Source organism: Novosphingobium sp. TH158 (assembly GCF_002855555.1).
Taxonomy (GTDB): domain Bacteria; phylum Pseudomonadota; class Alphaproteobacteria; order Sphingomonadales; family Sphingomonadaceae; genus Novosphingobium.
In genome coordinates this window covers 2,098,095-2,114,214 of the sequence record NZ_PKRT01000001.1, presented here as the reverse complement: position 1 = coordinate 2,114,214, position 16,120 = coordinate 2,098,095, and the positions used below count along the sequence as shown (strand labels likewise).

The window sequence follows — 16,120 nt, the reverse complement described above, 5'->3', positions numbered from 1 at the left end:
CGGCCCCCTGGCCTAGCCGACGCGCTCGGCGACCAGCGCCTTGAGGTCCGCCTCGGGCCGGGCGCCGTAGTGCGAGATGATCTCGCTGGCGCAGATCGCGCCCAGGCGCAGGCATTCGTCGACCGGGCGGCCGCGGACATGGCCGAAGAGGAAGCCGGCGGCGAACAGGTCACCCGCGCCAGTGGTATCGACCACACGCTCGACCGGTTCGGCCGGGACCGAGAAACGGCTGCCCTGCGCCACCGCAACCGCGCCCTTTTCGCTGCAGGTAACCACCAGCAGCGGAACCTTGGGCGCCAGCGCCGCAAGGCCGGCATCGAAATCGTCCTCGCCGGTCAGCGCTGCAAGCTCGACGTGGTTGGCGAAAAGAATGTCGATATCGCCGGTTTCGATCATGGCGCGGAAATCGGCGCCGTGCCGCTCGATCACGAAAGCATCGGACAGGGTGAAGGCCACCTTGCGCCCGGCATTGCGTGCCGCGCCGATGGCGCGGCGCATGGCTGCGCGCGGCTCTTCCGGATCCCACAGGTAGCCCTCGAGATAAAGCACCGCGGCATCGGCGATCGCGGCCTCGTCAAGCGCGGCGGGCGGCAGGAACTGCGATGCGCCGAGGAAGGTGTTCATCGTCCGCTGGCCATCGGGCGTCACGAAGATCAGGCACCGCGCCGTCGGCGGATCGCCGGCACGGGCTGGGGTTTCGAAAGCGATGCCGCCGGCGCGGATGTCGTGCGCGAAAACCTCGCCCAGCTGGTCCTGCGCAACCTGGCCGATGAAGGCGCAGTTCGCGCCCAGCGCGGCAAGGCCCGCCAGCGTGTTCGCCGCCGAACCGCCCGAAATCTCACGCGCGGGCCCCATGGCCTCGTAAAGCTCGTGAGCGCGGGCGGTGTCGATCAGGGTCATCCCGCCGCGCGTCATGCCCAGCCGTTCGATCAGCGCGTCCTCGCAGGGAGCCATGACATCGACGATGGCATTGCCGATTGCGATAACGTCGCGAGTGGGTTGGGACATTGATAGCCTTCCTGGGTGGAACCAGTCCGCGCGACTAGCGTTCACCCGTGCCGGGGGCAAGACCGATAGCGTTGACAGCAAGCCGCTTTGGGGTGATGCGAGGCGCCGTGAAGCCAATGCGCACCACTCTTCCCGCCCTCGCCCCGATCCTGCTGCTGGCCGCCTGTGGTGGCGGCACAGCAACGGTCAAGAGCGCCACCCGCCCGCTGCCGCCGCCGCCCACCGTGGTCAAGCCGACCCCGGCAAAGCCGCCGGCCCGCCCGCGAATCCTGGCCGCGCCGGGACTCGAAGGGGTGATCGGCGCAAGCGGCGGAGACCTTGAGCGCCAGTTCGGCACCGCCCGCCTTGACGTGCTCGAAGGCGATGCGCGCAAGCTGCAGTTTTCCGGCAACGCCTGTGTGCTCGACGTGTTCCTCTACCCGCAGGAGGCCGGACAGGAGCCCCATGCCACCTACGTCGAAGCCCGCCGCGCCAGCGACGGTCGCGATGTCGACAGGGCGAGCTGCGTTGCCGCGCTAAGGAAACGTTAGCCAGTTTTTTCTAGGTATTGCCCCGGATCCACGAAAGGGCATTGCCGCAATGACCATGCATTTCCGCACGCTGGCCGAACAGGCGGCTGCCGACGGCTCGATTTCCGCGCAGGAAATCCTGGACCTGCGCCGGGCAGGCTGGGGCGACGGCACGATCAGCCCGGTAGAAGCCGAGGCAATCTTCGCGATCAACGACCGGCTGGCGGAGCACAGCACCGAATGGTCCGACTTCTTCGTCGAGGCCCTGGGCGAATTCCTTGTCAACGGGCTGGAGCCGCGCGGCTATGTCTCGCAGTCTCAGGCCGACTGGCTGATCGCCCGGATCGACCATAACGGCCACCTGCACGGCCTGACCGAGCTGGAACTGCTGGTGAGGATCGTCGAAAAGGCGCTCAACGTGCCGCAGAACCTGAAGGACTATGTCCTGGCCCAGATCGAGCAGGCGGTGTTGACTGGCGAGGGCCCCACGCGCCGCGGCCCGCTTGAAAAAGGCAATGTGAACTCCACCGAGGTCGGCCTGCTGCGCCGGGTGATCTTCGCCCAGGCAGGCGACCGCCCCGCCGCTGCCAGCCGCAGCGAGGCAGAGATGCTGTTCCGGCTCAAGGACGCCACGCTCGATGCGCCGAACGCGGCCGAGTGGAAGCAGCTGTTTGTCCAGGGCGTCGGCAGCTATCTGTCCGGCTATACCAGCTACAATCCGCTCGACTCAGGGCGGGCGGCCGAGCTGGAGCAGTTCATGAACGCCAGCACCCCCAGCCTGCTGCGCTTTGCCGGCCGCATGGCGAAGTCCGATGTAGAGACCGGAATGGTCGATACCTTCAGGGCGCTGTTCGGTCGCAAGCAGCGCGATACCGCCGCGGAACAGGCCGCTGCCGCGGTCGTGACCACCGAAGAGAATACCTGGTTGCAGGGCCAGATCGACGGCAACAGCCGCATCGACGAATACGATGAGGCCTTGCTGGCCTTCCTCGAACAGGAAACCGGGCGCTGATAACCGAGTCGCCCCGGACCAAACGGCGTCCCGCCCTCTCCTTCCGGGGGGCGGGCCGCTATTTTATCAGACGGTGAAGCTTTCGCCGCAGCCGCAGGTGCCCTTGGCATTGGGATTGTTGAACACGAAGCCCGCCTGGAAATCGTCTTCCACCCAGTCCATCGTCGATCCGATCAGGTAGAGCACCGAACCGCCATCGATGAAGAACAGTCCACCCGGCGTCTCGATGCGCTCGTCGATAGGATTGGCCTCGGTCACGTAGTCCACCGAATAGGCCAGGCCCGAACAGCCCCTGCGCGGGGTGGAAAGCTTCACGCCGATCGCGCCTTCGGGCGCCTCGCTCATCAGGTGGGCAATGCGGGCTTCGGCTGCCGGGGTAAGCAGGACGGCTGCGGGACGGGCGCGGGTTGTCGTGGTGGTCGTCATAGCATGCCAAGCTCCAGCCGGGCCTCGTCGCTCATCTTGGCCGGGTCCCATGGCGGATCCCAGACGAGGTTCACTTCGCAGTCGCGCACACCGGGAACGGCACCGACGCGCAGCTCCACTTCACCCGGCATCGATTCGGCGACGGGGCAATGCGGCGTGGTCAGCGTCATGGTCACGGTAACGCCGCCATCGCCATCCACTTCCACCCCGTAGATCAGGCCAAGGTCATAGATGTTCACCGGAATTTCCGGATCGAAGATTTCCTTCAGCGCGCCGATGACCGATTCGTAGATGTCGCCACCCGGCTCGCCCGCGGCAAGGCCCTGCGGCTTTTCGGCAAGGAAGCCTTCAAGATAGTCGCGCTTGCGCTCCAGCTTCTCGGTCGGTGCCTCTGCATCGTCGACCCGCGCCTTGGGCGGCGGCGCCACGCTTTCAACCTCTTCGACGGTGAACCTGGGCTCTTCCCCGCTCATCCGAAAATCCTTTTCGTCCGTTCGATGCCGCGGACCAGCGCCGCCACATCTGCCTCATCGTTGTAAATGCCAAAGCTGGCGCGCGCGGTTGCCGGTACGCCAAGATGATCCATCAGCGGCTGGGCGCAATGGTGCCCGGCGCGGATCGCCACGCCTTCCTCGTCCAATATGGTGCCGAGGTCATGTGGATGCACGCCATCGAGCGCAAACGAGACAATGCCTGCCGATTCTTCCGGCCCGAACAGCCTTACCGAATTCATCCGCCGCAGTTCATCACGGCACCGGGCAACCAGCGCCGCCTCATGCGCGTGGATCGCATCGAGACCTATGGCCGAAACATAGTCCACCGCCGCACCCAGAGCGATGGCTTCGACAATCGCCGGGGTCCCCGCCTCGAACCGGGCGGGCGGCGGCGCGAAGGTGGTCTTCTCGAAAGTAACCCGGTCGATCATCGCGCCGCCACCGTGCCAGGGCGGCATCGCATCAAGCAGTTCCGCCCGCGCCCAGAGCGCGCCGATGCCGGTGGGGCCATAGAGCTTGTGCGCCGAGAACACGTAGAAGTCGCAATCAAGCGCCGCGACATCGACGGCGAGCCGCGGCACGGCCTGGCATCCGTCGAGCAGGATCCTGGCCCCGACGCTGCGGGCCAGCGCCACAGCCTGTTCCACGTGGAGCATCGAGCCGAGTACGTTGGAGACGTGGGCAAGCGCCACCAGCTTGTGCGCGGGGGTGAGAATCCGTTCCGCCGCCGCAAGATCGATCTGTCCGTCCGGCGTCAACGGACAGACGTCGATTTCCACCCCGGTCCGGTCGCGCAGCAGTTGCCAGGGCACGATGTTCGAATGGTGCTCCAGCATGGACAGGAGCACGCGATCGCCCGCCTTGAGGTTCGCTTGCCCCCAGGTCTGCGCAACAAGGTTGATCGCCTCGGTCGCGCCGCGGGTGAAGACAATCTCGTTCTCAGCGCCGCCGATGAAGGCCGCGACCTTGCGCCGCGCTTCCTCGAAAGCCAGGGTCATTTCCGCCGAGCGCGCATAGACCCCGCGATGGACCGTCGCGTAATCCTCGCCCAGGGCGCGAACCATCGCGTCGATCACGGCCTGCGGCTTCTGCGCGGTGGCGGCGGTATCGAGGTAATGCCAGTTGCCGGCAAGGCCCGGGAACTGCGACTTGATGCCGGCATCGAGGGTGGCAGCCAGGCTCACAGCAGGGCCTCCAGCGCCGCCTGCGATGCGGCATCGAGCGCTTCCTCGTCGGCGGCGCCAACAAAGGCTTCTGCCACGAAAGCCTGCAACATCAGCCGCTTTGCCGTTTCCGGCGGAAGGCCGCGCTGCGCCATGTAGAACAGGGCGTTGGCATCAAGCTCGCCCACGGCACAGCCGTGCGCGCACTTCACGTCGTCGGCGAAGATTTCCAGTTCGGGGCGGGCATTGGCCGTGGCCGTGCGGTCAAGCAGCATGGCGCGGACGGATTGCTCGGCATCGGTGCCATCGGCCCCGCGGGCGACTGCGACCTTGCCGAGGTAAGTGCCGACCGCCTCCCCGCCCAGCACCGATCGCACGACCTGCCGACTGATCGAATCGGCGGAAAGGTGGGCGACCTCGGTCACCAGTTCGAGGTTGGCCTTGCCGCCGCCCAGTTGCGCCGCGCCCAGGGTGAATTCGCTTTTCGCGCCCAGCTTCGCATCCACCGCGATGCGCGCGAACCCGCTGCCGGTGTTGAGCACGCGCAGGTCGAACGATGCGCCATCGGCGATCTCGATATGCAGGTGGCGGGCTGTCGCTTCGGCACCATCGAGCACGATGGCCAGTGCGCCGCTTTCCCCCGCGGCGATGCGGATCTCCTCACGCGCCACGGGCCAGATGCCGGCAAGGGCATCGAGGTCCGCATAGCGGAAATCCTCGTCGCGGTGGGAGGGAAGGGCGACGGCCTGGGTCATGCGGCTACGGCCTCGTAGCCCTGTTCCTCAAGCTGCAGCGCCAGTTCGGGCCCGCCGGTGCGAACGATGCGGCCACCGGCAAGGACGTGGACGAAGTCCGGTTTCACATAGTCGAGCAGGCGCTGGTAATGGGTGATCAGCAGCACGGCCTTGCCGGGCGCGCGCATGATCGCGTTGATGCCCTCGCCGACAATCCGCAGGGCATCGATGTCGAGCCCGGAGTCCGTCTCGTCGAGGATCGCCAGCTTCGGATCGAGCACGCCCATCTGCACCATCTCGGCGCGCTTCTTCTCGCCGCCCGAGAAGCCGACATTCACCGACCGCTTGAGCATGTCCATGTCCATCTTCAGCAGCGCTGCCTTCTCGCGCGCGAGCTTGAGGAATTCGCCGCCCGACAGCGGCTCCTCGCCGCGGCTCTTGCGCTGGGCGTTGAGGCTTTCGCGCAGGAACTGGACGAAGGAGACGCCCGGAATTTCGACCGGGTACTGGAAGCCGAGGAACAGGCCCGCCGCAGCCCGCTCATGCGGTTCGAGCGCGAGCAGGTCCTGCCCGTCAAAGGTTACTTCGCCGCCGGTCACGTCATAGCCCGGCCGGCCGCCGAGGACATAGCCCGTGGTGGACTTGCCCGCCCCGTTAGGCCCCATGATCGCGTGGATTTCGCCCGGGTTGATGCGGAGCGAAAGGCCCTTGAGGATCGGCTTGTCGGCAACGGTCGCCTGAAGATTGTCAATCTGGAGCATGGTCATTCCTGCTAGCGCCGCGGTGCGCCGCGCGTCTGGTAATGCTGGCGACGGGCGCGCCCGCGCTCGTCATAGCTCGCCTTCATGGCGGCGATGATCTCTTCGACCACGGCATCGGGTTCTTCGAGCACGCGGGCCGCAGGGAAACGCAGCAGCTTCACGCCAACGGCCTCAAGGCTCTTGTCGCGCCGCGCGGTCAGCGCCGGATCGCCGCCTTCGTCGATCGAAACCGCGATACGCAGCGGGTTGCAGGCGAAGTCGAGGATGGCAGAGCCGATCACCTGCTGGCGCGTCAGCTTGAACTTGCCAAGGTTGGCGGCGGCCAGCTTTTCGCCGAGAACCTTCTGGGCCTCGGTCGGCTCCATCCGGTTGCGCCGGGCCTGGTCGTGGATCTTGTCCAGCCGCTTTTCGGAGATCGACCAGCCACGCCCGCGTTTCTCGATTGCGGGGGCTTCGGTACGCTCTTCCACCGGCCTGACGGTGAGGGTCTTCTTCATCCAACACTTCCTTCAAGCGAAATGCCCAGCAGCTTCTGGGCTTCCACTGCAAATTCCATCGGCAATTGCTGCAGCACTTCCTTGGCGAAACCGTTGACGATCAGCGCCACCGCCTCTTCCTGGCCCAGCCCGCGCTGCATGGCGTAGAACAGCTGGTCGTCGGAAATCTTGCTGGTGGTCGCCTCGTGCTCGATCTGGGCCGAGGGGTTCTTCACCTCGATATAGGGCACGGTGTGCGCGCCGCAGTCCTTGCCGAGCAGCAGGCTGTCGCACTGGGTGAAATTGCGCACGCCTTCGGCCTGCGGGGCGACGCGGACGAGGCCGCGGTAGGTGTTCTGGCTCTTGCCCGCCGAGATGCCCTTGGAGACGATGGTCGAGCGGCTGCCCTTGCCATTGTGGATCATCTTGGTGCCGGTATCGGCCTGCTGGTAATTGTTGGTGACAGCGACCGAGTAGAACTCGCCCACCGAATCCTCGCCGTTCAGCACGCACGAAGGATACTTCCAGGTGATTGCCGATCCGGTTTCGACCTGGGTCCAGCTCACCTTGCTGCGCGCACCCTGGCACAACGCACGCTTGGTGACGAAGTTGTAGATGCCGCCCTTGCCCTCGGCATCGCCTGGGTACCAGTTCTGCACGGTCGAATACTTGATCTCGGCATCGTCGAGCGCGACCAGTTCGACCACGGCGGCGTGAAGCTGGTTCTCGTCGCGCTGCGGCGCGGTGCAACCTTCAAGGTAGGAAACGTAGGCCCCCTTGTCCGCGACGATCAGCGTACGCTCAAACTGCCCGGTGTTTTCCGCGTTGATGCGGAAATAGGTGGAGAGCTCCATCGGGCAGCGTACGCCTTCGGGGATGTAGACGAAGGTGCCGTCGGAGAAGACCGCGCAGTTGAGCGCCGCGAAGAAGTTGTCGCGCACCGGCACGACCTTGCCCAGCCAGCGCTTCACCAGATCGGGATATTCGCGGATCGCTTCCGAGATCGACAGGAAGATGACGCCGGCCTTCTTGAGCTCCTCGCGGAATGTCGTGGCGACACTGACCGAGTCGAACACCGCATCGACGGCAACCTTGCGCGCGCCCTCTACGCCGGCGAGCACCTTCTGCTCTTCCAGCGGGATGCCCAGCTTTTCGTAAACGCGCAGGATTTCCGGATCGACCTCGTCAAGGCTTTCCAGCTTCTTCTTCGCCTTTGGCGCGGCGTAGTAATAGGCGTCCTGGTAATCGATCGGCGGCACGTTCAGCTTCGCCCAGTCCGGCATGGGCATGGTCTGCCAGTGCCGGAAGGCCTTCAGCCGCCAGTCGAGCATCCATTCCGGCTCGTTCTTCTTGGCGCTGATGAAGCGGACGGTGTCCTCGCTCAGCCCCTTGGGGGCGAACTCGGTCTCGATATCGGCCGACCAGCCGTGTTCGTAATCGGCAACCCTGGCGGCGGCATCGCGCGCAGCCTGGTCCTTGATGGCCACTTCCTCGGTCATGCCGGAACTCCCTGGGGCTGGGCGAGTCGGGTCAGCGGCACTCCCGCCAGGGCCCCGCGCAGCGCCTCGTTGACCACCGGCCAGTGCGCCCGCACCGAACAGCACGAATCGAGCGAGCAATCCTGCCCTTCGACACAGGATGTCAGCGCGATGGGGCCTTCGACCGCCTCGACAATATCGGCAAGCGTGATGGCAGCCGCAGGACGGGCCAGCTTGAAGCCGCCACCGGCACCGCGGACCGACTTGATCAGCCCGGCCGCCGAAAGCTTGGAAACCAGCTTCTGCACCGTGGGCGCGGGCAATCCGGTTTCCGCGGCCAGCTGGGTGGCCGAAACGCGCCCGCCGCCGCAGTGACGGGCTGCGGCGCTCATCGTGACGACGGCGTAATCTGCCATGCTGGAAAGGCGCATGGATCGTGGCTCCGGAAAATCAGACTGATTCGTTCCGGTTTCACCTAGGCGCGGACCTTGCGGATTTCAATTGCCGATTCGGCCATAAAAAAAGGCGGACCACGGGGAAATCCCCAAGGTCCGCCGCGTAAGTTGAGAACTCGCCGCTAAAAGCCACGAGCCCTTCGGGTCGCAAGTGCTCGTTAGACCCTTGTGCGCCCGAAAGAATTGTAAAAACGCGACACATGGTTGCGATCAAAAATGACAAATGACGTGAGGAACCGGTGTCATTGCTGCATCCGGGGACAAGTGTTGCCCATTCGACACGCGCCGAACGCTCTGCCATAGGCGCCGGCCATGGCTTATTCGTTCCTTCGCCCGCTGCTTTTCCGAATCGAGGCCGAACGCGCACACCGACTCGCGATTCTCGGTCTCCAGTTGCGTGGCCCCGGCGCGCCTCCGGTCGCGGGCGCACTGGCCACCACGGTCGCGGGGATAGCCTTTGCCAATCCGCTTGGCATGGCCCCCGGCTTCGACAAGGACGCGGAAGTGGCGGAGGCGATCACCGGCCTTGGCTTCGGCTTTGCGGAAATCGGCACGGTCACTCCCCGGCCCCAGGCAGGCAATCCCCGGCCCCGGCTGTTCCGGCTGGAGGAAGACCGCGCGGTGATCAATCGCATGGGCTTCAACAACGGCGGCCTGCAGGCAGCCTTGCAGCGCCTTGCCCCGCGCATCCGCGACGGTCGCCGGATTGTCGGCGTCAACGTCGGGGCGAACAAGGATTCGGCCGACCGCGTGGCGGACTACATTACCGGACTGCGGGCGATGGCCGGGGTGGCCGATTACCTGACAATCAACGTGTCCTCCCCCAACACCCCCGGCCTGCGCGACCTTCAGGGCGACAAGGAACTGGCCGAGCTGCTTTCGGCCGTTGCCGCAGCCCGCGAATCGGGCTGGCCGCCGGTGTTCCTCAAGGTGGCGCCCGATCTCGATGACGGCGCTCCGGCGCGTATCGTCGATGCGGTCATGAAAAACAGCATCGACGGGATCATCGTGTCCAACACCACGATCACCCGCCCGCCGCTCCAATCGCGCCACGCAGGCGAGGCAGGCGGGCTTTCCGGCGCACCCTTGCGCGAACTCGCGCTCCAGCGCCTGCGTGATTTCCGCAAGGCAAGCGAGGGGCGGCTTCCCCTGATCGGCGTGGGCGGGATTGCCACGGCGGAAGATGCCTGGGCCCGCATCCGGGCCGGGGCCAGCCTCGTCCAGCTTTACAGCGCCATGGTCTATGAAGGACCCGGCATTGCGCGGACCATCCTTGCCGGGATGGAAGCGCTGATGCGGCGCGATGGCTTTGCCTCCATTGCCGAGGCTGTCGGGACCGAATAGGCTGGCGGCATGAAGTCGCATCCCTTCCTGATCGTCGCCGCCCTTGCGCTGGTTCCCGTTTCCTTCGCCGCGCCGGCCCAGGCGCGGCACGCTGCCCGGCAGGTCTATGACAAGGGCATGGTCTCATCCGCCGATCCGCGCGCGACCGAAGCGGGCCTCGAAATGCTTCGCGCCGGCGGCAGCGCCACCGATGCCGCCGTGGCCACCATGCTGGCGCTGACCGTGGTGGAACCGCAGAGCTCCGGCATCGGCGGGGGCGGCTTTTACGTCGCACTGCAGCCCGGCGGAAAGATCGAGACGATCGATGGGCGCGAGACGGCCCCGGCCGCCGCCCACCCGCAGTGGTTCTTCAAGGACGGCAAGCCGATGACCTTTCGCGATGCCGTTCCGGGCGGCACCAGCGTGGGCGTGCCGGGGAACCTTGCCCTCGCCGAAAAGGCTCATCGCCGCCATGGCCGCCTGAAGTGGTCGCGCCTGTTCCAGCCGGCGATCCGGCTTGCGCGGGAAGGCTGGGCAATCACCCCGCGCACCCGCCAGTTCCTCGATTTCGCAAAGGGATCTGCCGGTTTCACTCCGGCAGGCATGGCCATGTTCTATGACGCGTCCGGCCAGCCGCTGCCGGCAGGCACGATGGTCAGGAACCCGGAACTGGCGAGGACGCTGGAGCAGATTGCCCGGCGCGGGGCAAAGGCCTTCTATTCCGGAGCGAACGCCCGCGCGATCGTGGCGACGGTGAATACCGCCAGCCGCAACCCATCGCAGATGACGCTGAAGGACGTGACCTCCTATAGGGCGAAGGACCGGTCGCCGCTCTGCGGCACATACCGCGAATACCGGATCTGCGGCATGGCACCGCCAAGCTCTGGCGAGACGACCGTGTTCACCGTTCTCAAGCAGCTTGAGCGCTTCGACCTCAAGGCCTTGGGCCCTGATTCGCCCACGGCATGGCACCTGATCGCGGAATCGATGCGCCTCGCCTATGCCGACCGCGCGCGCTACCTGGGCGACGCCGATTTCGTGAAGGTTCCGGTGGCCGGGCTGCTTGACGAACAGTACCTCAGGAGCCGTTCTGCCCTGATCGATCCGGGCAAGTCGCTGGCGCTGGTAACCGCGGGAACGCCTCCTGGTGCCGAGGCACTGGTCCGGGCCGACGGCACGGCAGGGCCCGAACACGGCACCTCGCACTTCGTGGCGATCGACCGGCGCGGTCATGCCGTCACCTATACCTCGACCATCGAGAGCGCCTTCGGATCGGGCCTGATCACCGGCGGTTACTACCTCAACAACGAATTGACCGATTTCGACATGGTGCCCGAACGCGAGGGACGCCCCGCCGCAAACCGGGTCGAGGGTGGCAAGCGACCGCGCAGTTCGATGGCGCCCACGCTGGTCTTCGCGCCCGATGGCAAGCTGCGGCTGGCCATCGGGGCTGCCGGTGGCACGACCATCCCCGCTCAGGTCGCAAAGTCGATCATCGGCGTAATCGACTGGGGCATGAGCGCGCAGGACGCCATCGCCGCACCGCTGATCTTCGCGCCCGAAGGCCCGGTCGTCTTCGTCGAGGCGGGAACGAAGCTGGAAGCGATGATCCCGGCGCTCAAAGCGCTGGGCCACGATGTACGCACCCGCCCGGGCGGCAAGGCGAACGCGGTGGAAGTGATCGGCAGCACGCTTCGCGGCGGGGCCGATCCGCGCAGCGACGGCACGGCCGCGACGGAGTGATTCCCGCTGGCTGGGGGCAATCCCGGCAGGGGTGCTTGCCGCTAGGACACAGCGCCTCTAGTCTCTCTGCAACCGCTTTCGACGGCATAAAGAGAGGCTTGTGAAGTGCAGATCAGCGATTTCGACGCGGCACCCAACCTGGTTTCGCTGTTCCTCCAGCGCGCGGATGAACGGGGCGACAGCCCGTTCCTGACCGCCAAGCGCGACGGGCAGTGGCAATCGATCTCCTATGCCGAGGCAGCGCGGCGCGTCTGCCTTCTGGCCGAGGCGCTGCGCAAATTGGGCCTGAAGGATGGCGAGCGGGTTCTGCTCGTTTCCGAGAACCGCCCGGAGTGGTGCATTGCCGATCTGGCCATCATGGCGGCGGGACTGGTCACCGTGCCCGCCTACACCACCAACACCGAGCGCGACCATGCCCACGTGCTGGAAAATTCGGGCGCATCGGCGGTGATTGTTTCGGATGCCAAGCTGGCCAAGCCGCTGCTGCCGGCGATGATGCATGGCGAATATGTCCGCCACCTGATCACCATGGAAAGCTTCAAGCTGCCGCAGCTTGGCCGGGCCGATGCCCATGTCTGGGCGGAGCTGGTGGATGGCGATGCCGAAAAGGCCCGCGTGGCGGTGGACAAGCGCGTGGCGAAGATCGGGCGCAAGGACCTGGCATGCATCATCTATACCTCTGGCACCGGGGGCGCGCCGCGCGGTGTACGCCAGCACCACGGCATGATCCTGATGAACGTCGACGGTGCGGCCCGCATCCTGGTCGACGATTTCGGCTGGGGCGAGGAAGTGTTCCTGTCCTTCCTGCCGCTGTCGCACAGTTATGAGCACACCGGCGGGCAGTTCCTGCCGATCGGCATGGGCGCCGAGATCGCCTATTCCGAAGGGCTGGAAAAGCTCGCCAGCAATATCGAGGAAGTGCGCCCGACGATCATGGTCGTGGTCCCGCGCCTGTTCGAAGTGCTGCGCACGCGCATCATGAAGCAGGTGGAAAAGCAGGGCCGGGTGGCCAATTACCTGATGGAGCGGGCACTCGCGATCGGCACCAGCAAGGCCAGAGGCAAGGGCCGCTGGCGCGACAAGCCGATGGACCTGATCCTCGAGAAGACGCTGCGTCCCAAGATCCGCGCGCGCATGGGCGGCCGCATGAAGGCGATGGTTTCCGGCGGCGCGCCGCTCAATCCCGATATCGGCGTGTTCTTCGATTCGATGGGCCTGACCATGCTGCAGGGCTATGGCCAGACCGAGAGTGGCCCGGTGATCTCGTGCAACCGGCCTTCGGCAGGCCTGAAGATGGACACCGTTGGCCCGCCTATGCGCGGCGTTGAGGTGCGGATCGCGGAGGACGGCGAGATCCTGGTCCGCGGCGAGCTGGTCATGGAAGGCTACTGGCACAACAAGGAAGAAACCCAGAAGGCACTGGAGCCCGATGGCGAAGGCGGGCACTGGCTGCACACCGGAGACATCGGCCACATCGACGACAAGGGCCGCATCGTCATTACCGATCGCAAGAAGGACATGATCGTCAACGACAAGGGCGACAATGTCTCACCCCAGCGGATCGAGGGCATGCTCACGCTCCAGCCCGAGATTGCCCAGGCCATGGTCGTTGGCGACAAGCGGCCGTACCTTGTCGGCCTGATCGTGCCGGATGCCGACTGGGCGCTGGAATGGTCACGCCGCGAAGGCGAGAAGTTCGACCTCAAGGCGCTCGAATCGCTGCCCGCCTTCCGCACGGCGGTTCGCGCGGCGATAGACCGGGTGAACGCGCAGTTATCGGTGATCGAAAAGGTGCGCCAGTTCACCTTTGCCGACGAGCCCTTCTCCATCGACAACGAGGAGATGACCCCTAGCCTCAAGATCCGCCGCCACAAGCTGAAAGCGCGCTACGGCGAGAAGCTGGACGCCCTTTACAAGGGCTGATCTAGGGCACCAGCGCGATGAACAGGTAGGTGGCGAAAAGGACGAGGTGGATCACGCCCTGGACGATTGTCGTGCGCCCCGTACCCAGCGTCAACGAGGCGACGAACAGCGTCAGCGCCAGCAGCACCGTATTGCCCATCGGCAGCCCCAGTTCGAGGTCGAGCCCCATGACCAGCGCGATGCAGGCGACGGCGGGGATGGTAAGCCCGATCGTTGCCAGGGCAGAACCGATCGCGAGGTTGAGGCTGGTCTGCACCCGGTTCGCCCGAGCGGCGCGAAGCGCGGCAAATCCCTCTGGCGCGAGGACCAGCCCGGCGATAACGATGCCGACCACCGCCTTCGGCGCGCCTAGCCAGGCGACCGTCGCCTCGATTGCCGGCGAAAGCGATTTCGCCAGCAGCACGACGGCGATCAGCGACAGCACCAGCATGACCGATGCGGCCCGCGCCTTGCCCGGCGAAACCGGCTCTTCGTGCGCGTGGTCGTCGGGTTGGCCATGGAGGAAATGGTCGCGGTGGCGCAGGGTCTGCGCGACGACGAATGTGGCGTAGATGACCAGCGAGACAATCGCGACAAAGGCCAGCTGCGAAGCGGAATAGAACGGCCCGCGCTCGGACACGGTATAGTTCGGCAGGACCAGCGTGAGCATGGCGAGCGTCGCAAGCATGGCAAGGCCGACGCTGACGCCGGACTGCGTGTAGCTCTGCTCATGATGGCGGGTGCCGCCCACCAGCAGGCAGATGTCGACAATGGCGTTGATGGTGATCATGATCGCCGCGATCAGCGTATCGCGCGCCAGGGTCTGGGCGGCGGCGCCATCGCCAAGCATGATGGACACGATCAGGGCCGTCTCGATCACGGTCACGGCAAGTGCGAGCGTCAGGGTGCCGAATGGTTCGCCTAGGTAATGCGCCAGTACTTCCGCGTGGTAGACCGCAGCCATGATCGCCCCGCCCAGCGCAATGGCCAGCAGCAGCTGGAAGAGCGCCCCCTGCGGCCCGACAAGCGCCAGTGCCAGCAGCGACAGGACCGTGGTGATCGCGGCCCATGGGGCAAGGCCGAAGAAGGGCATCCGTACAGGAGCGGGTTCGGTTCGGGCAGCCGGGATCATGCCCTCAAGATAGGTCACGGTGGCAGAATTGAAACCCGTACAATGCCTTGCGGCCCGAGCCTGGCTTCACGGGATGCCGCATGGTTGTCCGGCCGTCACGATCGTGGTAACGACCGCGCACGAGAACTGCGTTCTCGGGGGAGAAAGATGTCAATGGAATCGGAATTTTTCGCGGGAATTGCCCGCAACTGGGAAGGCCTGCTTTCGCTTTATGCCTTTGTGGGCATCATCGTCGTCACGCTGGTGGGCAGCAAGCTGCTGAGCCTGATTCCCGCAATCGGCGCGCAAGTCAGGCTGAACAAGCAAGCGCTGGCAAGCCGCATGGAAAAGCCGTCCTATTCGGCCAACCAGAAGTGGAACCGCAAGTGGGCGATCGGCTTCCAGGTGGTTATCTTCCTCGCCATCCTGCCGTTCTGCCTGAAGCCGGGCTTCCAGTCCGTCTGGGGGACGCTGCTCGACTGCTTCATCGTCCTGATGGTCTATGACTTCTTCTATTACCTGACGCACCGCTTCCTGTTCCATGACAGCCCGTTCCTGGGCGGTCCGCTGAAATGGATGCACGCAATCCACCATCGCCAGCACAATCCGTGCCGCATGGATTCAAGCTATATCCACCCGCTGGAAGTGGCGATCGGTCTGGGGCTCTATGTTGCGACAATCGCGGCGCTGTCGGCAATCATGGGCCGGTTCGACGTGGTGACGGTTGTCGTGACGTTCGTGGCCTTTTCGCAGATCAACCTGCACAACCACAACCTGTGGGGTGAGGGGCGCTTCCTCTGGGGCTATGCCAAATACGCTTCAGACATGCACCATCACCACCATGCCAAGTTCACGGGCGGCAATTTCGCGACGATCACGCTGCTGTACGACTGGATGTTCGGCACCCTCGACCATGGCGAGGGCGGCTATTCCGGCATGACGCGCAAGAAGAAGGCCTGAGGCAAGTCCTTCAGGCCGCCTCCTTGTCGACCCATTCCGGATAGAAGCTCGGCGCCCGGCTTGACCAGCCCGGCGCCGTTGCTGCTGCCTCGCTGATCGATTGCAGCAGCATCTTGCGCCGCGACGGGTGGATGCGCGGCAATGCCGCCGCGCCACAGAACGCGCTGGGCAACCAGGGGCGCACTTCGGGGCCGAGCAGGCGCTCGTAAAGGAAGCGATAGGAAGAGAAGCAGCCCAGGCTGCCCTGCGCGAGGTCGAAGGCCGTGACGCGGATCAGCTTGCCCATGAAATCCTCCACCCCGTCGAGCCCGGTTTCGTCCGGGATCGCGCAGCGCAGGACCTTCAGCTCCTGATAGGCAACGTACTGGCTGCGGATCGAGGCGCTTTCCTCGGCATCGCGAGACCACAACTTGAAGGCATCCTGCCGCCCCAGCCCGACATCGAGGCTGCGCTTGATGTAACGCTGTTCGCAGGCCGAAAAACTCGCGAATTCACGCAGTTCCGCTATTGTCAGCGAGGCGGCGGCAAGATTGGCCATTATCCGGTATCCCTGTTGCCGTGGATC

The 16,120-nt window shown here is 65.4% G+C and carries 17 protein-coding genes; 6 read left to right on the top strand and 11 right to left on the bottom strand.

What is annotated here, in order from left to right; genetic code table 11:
• Positions 1-12: 12 nt before the first annotated feature.
• The gene (locus C0V78_RS10465) at positions 13-1,008 is read right to left on the bottom strand and encodes an adenosine kinase (RefSeq protein ID WP_101797662.1); all 996 of its coding nucleotides are present in this window, start codon (positions 1,006-1,008) and stop codon (positions 13-15) included.
• A 116-nt stretch (positions 1,009-1,124) separates the two neighbouring features.
• On the opposite strand from C0V78_RS10465, the gene C0V78_RS10460 reads away from it, so the two are divergent.
• A complete protein-coding gene (locus C0V78_RS10460; protein WP_101797661.1) occupies positions 1,125-1,538 on the top strand; it encodes a hypothetical protein in 414 nt (137 codons plus the stop codon).
• A 49-nt stretch (positions 1,539-1,587) separates the two neighbouring features.
• Positions 1,588-2,529, top strand: coding sequence for a hypothetical protein (locus C0V78_RS10455; RefSeq protein WP_101797660.1), 942 nt, complete (start codon positions 1,588-1,590; stop codon positions 2,527-2,529).
• A 66-nt stretch (positions 2,530-2,595) separates the two neighbouring features.
• On the opposite strand, the gene C0V78_RS10450 is transcribed toward C0V78_RS10455, so the two are convergent.
• From C0V78_RS10450 to C0V78_RS10415, 8 genes are read right to left on the bottom strand one after another with little or no spacing between them, the layout of a single operon-like run.
• Positions 2,596-2,955 (bottom strand): iron-sulfur cluster assembly accessory protein, encoded by a 360-nt coding sequence (locus C0V78_RS10450; RefSeq protein ID WP_101797659.1) that lies wholly within the window; start codon positions 2,953-2,955, stop codon positions 2,596-2,598.
• Positions 2,952-3,428, bottom strand: coding sequence for an SUF system Fe-S cluster assembly protein (locus C0V78_RS10445; RefSeq protein ID WP_101797658.1), 477 nt, complete (start codon positions 3,426-3,428; stop codon positions 2,952-2,954). The genes C0V78_RS10450 and C0V78_RS10445 overlap by 4 nt, the downstream gene beginning before the upstream one ends.
• Positions 3,425-4,633 (bottom strand): cysteine desulfurase, encoded by a 1,209-nt coding sequence (locus tag C0V78_RS10440; RefSeq protein WP_101797657.1) that lies wholly within the window; start codon positions 4,631-4,633, stop codon positions 3,425-3,427. The genes C0V78_RS10445 and C0V78_RS10440 overlap by 4 nt, the downstream gene beginning before the upstream one ends.
• Entirely contained in the window at positions 4,630-5,367 is a 738-nt protein-coding gene (locus tag C0V78_RS10435; RefSeq protein WP_101797656.1) for a SufD family Fe-S cluster assembly protein, read from the bottom strand. The genes C0V78_RS10440 and C0V78_RS10435 overlap by 4 nt, the downstream gene beginning before the upstream one ends.
• A complete protein-coding gene (gene sufC, locus C0V78_RS10430; protein WP_101798314.1) occupies positions 5,364-6,107 on the bottom strand; it encodes a Fe-S cluster assembly ATPase SufC in 744 nt (247 codons plus the stop codon). The genes C0V78_RS10435 and sufC overlap by 4 nt, the downstream gene beginning before the upstream one ends.
• An 11-nt stretch (positions 6,108-6,118) precedes the next feature.
• Positions 6,119-6,604: a DUF559 domain-containing protein gene (locus C0V78_RS10425; RefSeq protein ID WP_101797655.1), complete on the bottom strand. Its 486-nt coding sequence runs from the start codon at positions 6,602-6,604 to the stop codon at positions 6,119-6,121.
• A complete protein-coding gene (sufB, locus tag C0V78_RS10420) occupies positions 6,601-8,082 on the bottom strand; it encodes a Fe-S cluster assembly protein SufB (protein WP_101797654.1) in 1,482 nt (493 codons plus the stop codon). Before sufB ends, C0V78_RS10425 begins: the two co-directional genes overlap by 4 nt.
• The gene (locus C0V78_RS10415) at positions 8,079-8,492 is read right to left on the bottom strand and encodes an SUF system Fe-S cluster assembly regulator (RefSeq protein WP_101797653.1); all 414 of its coding nucleotides are present in this window, start codon (positions 8,490-8,492) and stop codon (positions 8,079-8,081) included. Before C0V78_RS10415 ends, sufB begins: the two co-directional genes overlap by 4 nt.
• A 336-nt stretch (positions 8,493-8,828) precedes the next feature.
• Between C0V78_RS10415 and C0V78_RS10410 the strand changes: the two genes are divergently transcribed.
• The 3 genes from C0V78_RS10410 (at position 8,829) to C0V78_RS10400 (ending at position 13,505) form a co-directional block, all read left to right on the top strand.
• Positions 8,829-9,860, top strand: coding sequence for a quinone-dependent dihydroorotate dehydrogenase (locus C0V78_RS10410; RefSeq protein WP_101797652.1), 1,032 nt, complete (start codon positions 8,829-8,831; stop codon positions 9,858-9,860).
• 9 nt (positions 9,861-9,869) lie between these two features.
• On the top strand, positions 9,870-11,582 hold the full coding sequence (ggt, locus tag C0V78_RS10405; RefSeq protein ID WP_101797651.1) for a gamma-glutamyltransferase: 1,713 nt from the start codon (positions 9,870-9,872) through the stop codon (positions 11,580-11,582).
• A gap of 105 nt (positions 11,583-11,687) precedes the next feature.
• Entirely contained in the window at positions 11,688-13,505 is a 1,818-nt protein-coding gene (locus C0V78_RS10400) for a long-chain fatty acid--CoA ligase (RefSeq protein ID WP_101797650.1), read from the top strand.
• 1 nt (position 13,506) lies between these two features.
• Here the strand turns inward: C0V78_RS10400 and C0V78_RS10395 are convergent, their stop codons facing one another.
• The gene (locus C0V78_RS10395) at positions 13,507-14,634 is read right to left on the bottom strand and encodes a calcium:proton antiporter (protein ID WP_254049888.1); all 1,128 of its coding nucleotides are present in this window, start codon (positions 14,632-14,634) and stop codon (positions 13,507-13,509) included.
• 135 nt (positions 14,635-14,769) lie between these two features.
• Between C0V78_RS10395 and C0V78_RS10390 the strand changes: the two genes are divergently transcribed.
• The gene (locus C0V78_RS10390; RefSeq protein WP_101797649.1) at positions 14,770-15,555 is read left to right on the top strand and encodes a sterol desaturase family protein; all 786 of its coding nucleotides are present in this window, start codon (positions 14,770-14,772) and stop codon (positions 15,553-15,555) included.
• 10 nt (positions 15,556-15,565) lie between these two features.
• Here C0V78_RS10390 and C0V78_RS10385 read toward each other — a convergent pair whose 3' ends face one another.
• A complete protein-coding gene (locus C0V78_RS10385) occupies positions 15,566-16,093 on the bottom strand; it encodes a hypothetical protein (protein WP_101797648.1) in 528 nt (175 codons plus the stop codon).
• Between the last annotated feature and the right edge of the window lie 27 nt (positions 16,094-16,120).

Excerpts from the sequence above, each read along its gene's own strand:
- C0V78_RS10455 (WP_101797660.1), top strand. The coding sequence starts at position 1,588 with ATGACCATGCATTTCCGCACGCTGGCCGAACAGGCGGCTGCCGACGGC.
- C0V78_RS10435 (WP_101797656.1), bottom strand. The coding sequence starts at position 5,367 with ATGACCCAGGCCGTCGCCCTTCCCTCCCACCGCGACGAGGATTTCCGC.
- sufB (WP_101797654.1), bottom strand. The coding sequence starts at position 8,082 with ATGACCGAGGAAGTGGCCATCAAGGACCAGGCTGCGCGCGATGCCGCC.
- C0V78_RS10390 (WP_101797649.1), top strand. The coding sequence starts at position 14,770 with ATGGAATCGGAATTTTTCGCGGGAATTGCCCGCAACTGGGAAGGCCTG.
- ggt (WP_101797651.1), top strand. The coding sequence starts at position 9,870 with ATGAAGTCGCATCCCTTCCTGATCGTCGCCGCCCTTGCGCTGGTTCCC.
- C0V78_RS10425 (WP_101797655.1), bottom strand. The coding sequence starts at position 6,604 with ATGAAGAAGACCCTCACCGTCAGGCCGGTGGAAGAGCGTACCGAAGCC.
- C0V78_RS10385 (WP_101797648.1), bottom strand. The coding sequence starts at position 16,093 with ATGGCCAATCTTGCCGCCGCCTCGCTGACAATAGCGGAACTGCGTGAA.
- C0V78_RS10460 (WP_101797661.1), top strand. The coding sequence starts at position 1,125 with ATGCGCACCACTCTTCCCGCCCTCGCCCCGATCCTGCTGCTGGCCGCC.
- C0V78_RS10410 (WP_101797652.1), top strand. The coding sequence starts at position 8,829 with ATGGCTTATTCGTTCCTTCGCCCGCTGCTTTTCCGAATCGAGGCCGAA.
- C0V78_RS10465 (WP_101797662.1), bottom strand. The coding sequence starts at position 1,008 with ATGTCCCAACCCACTCGCGACGTTATCGCAATCGGCAATGCCATCGTC.
- C0V78_RS10450 (WP_101797659.1), bottom strand. The coding sequence starts at position 2,955 with ATGACGACCACCACGACAACCCGCGCCCGTCCCGCAGCCGTCCTGCTT.
- C0V78_RS10445 (WP_101797658.1), bottom strand. The coding sequence starts at position 3,428 with ATGAGCGGGGAAGAGCCCAGGTTCACCGTCGAAGAGGTTGAAAGCGTG.
- sufC (WP_101798314.1), bottom strand. The coding sequence starts at position 6,107 with ATGCTCCAGATTGACAATCTTCAGGCGACCGTTGCCGACAAGCCGATC.
- C0V78_RS10415 (WP_101797653.1), bottom strand. The coding sequence starts at position 8,492 with ATGCGCCTTTCCAGCATGGCAGATTACGCCGTCGTCACGATGAGCGCC.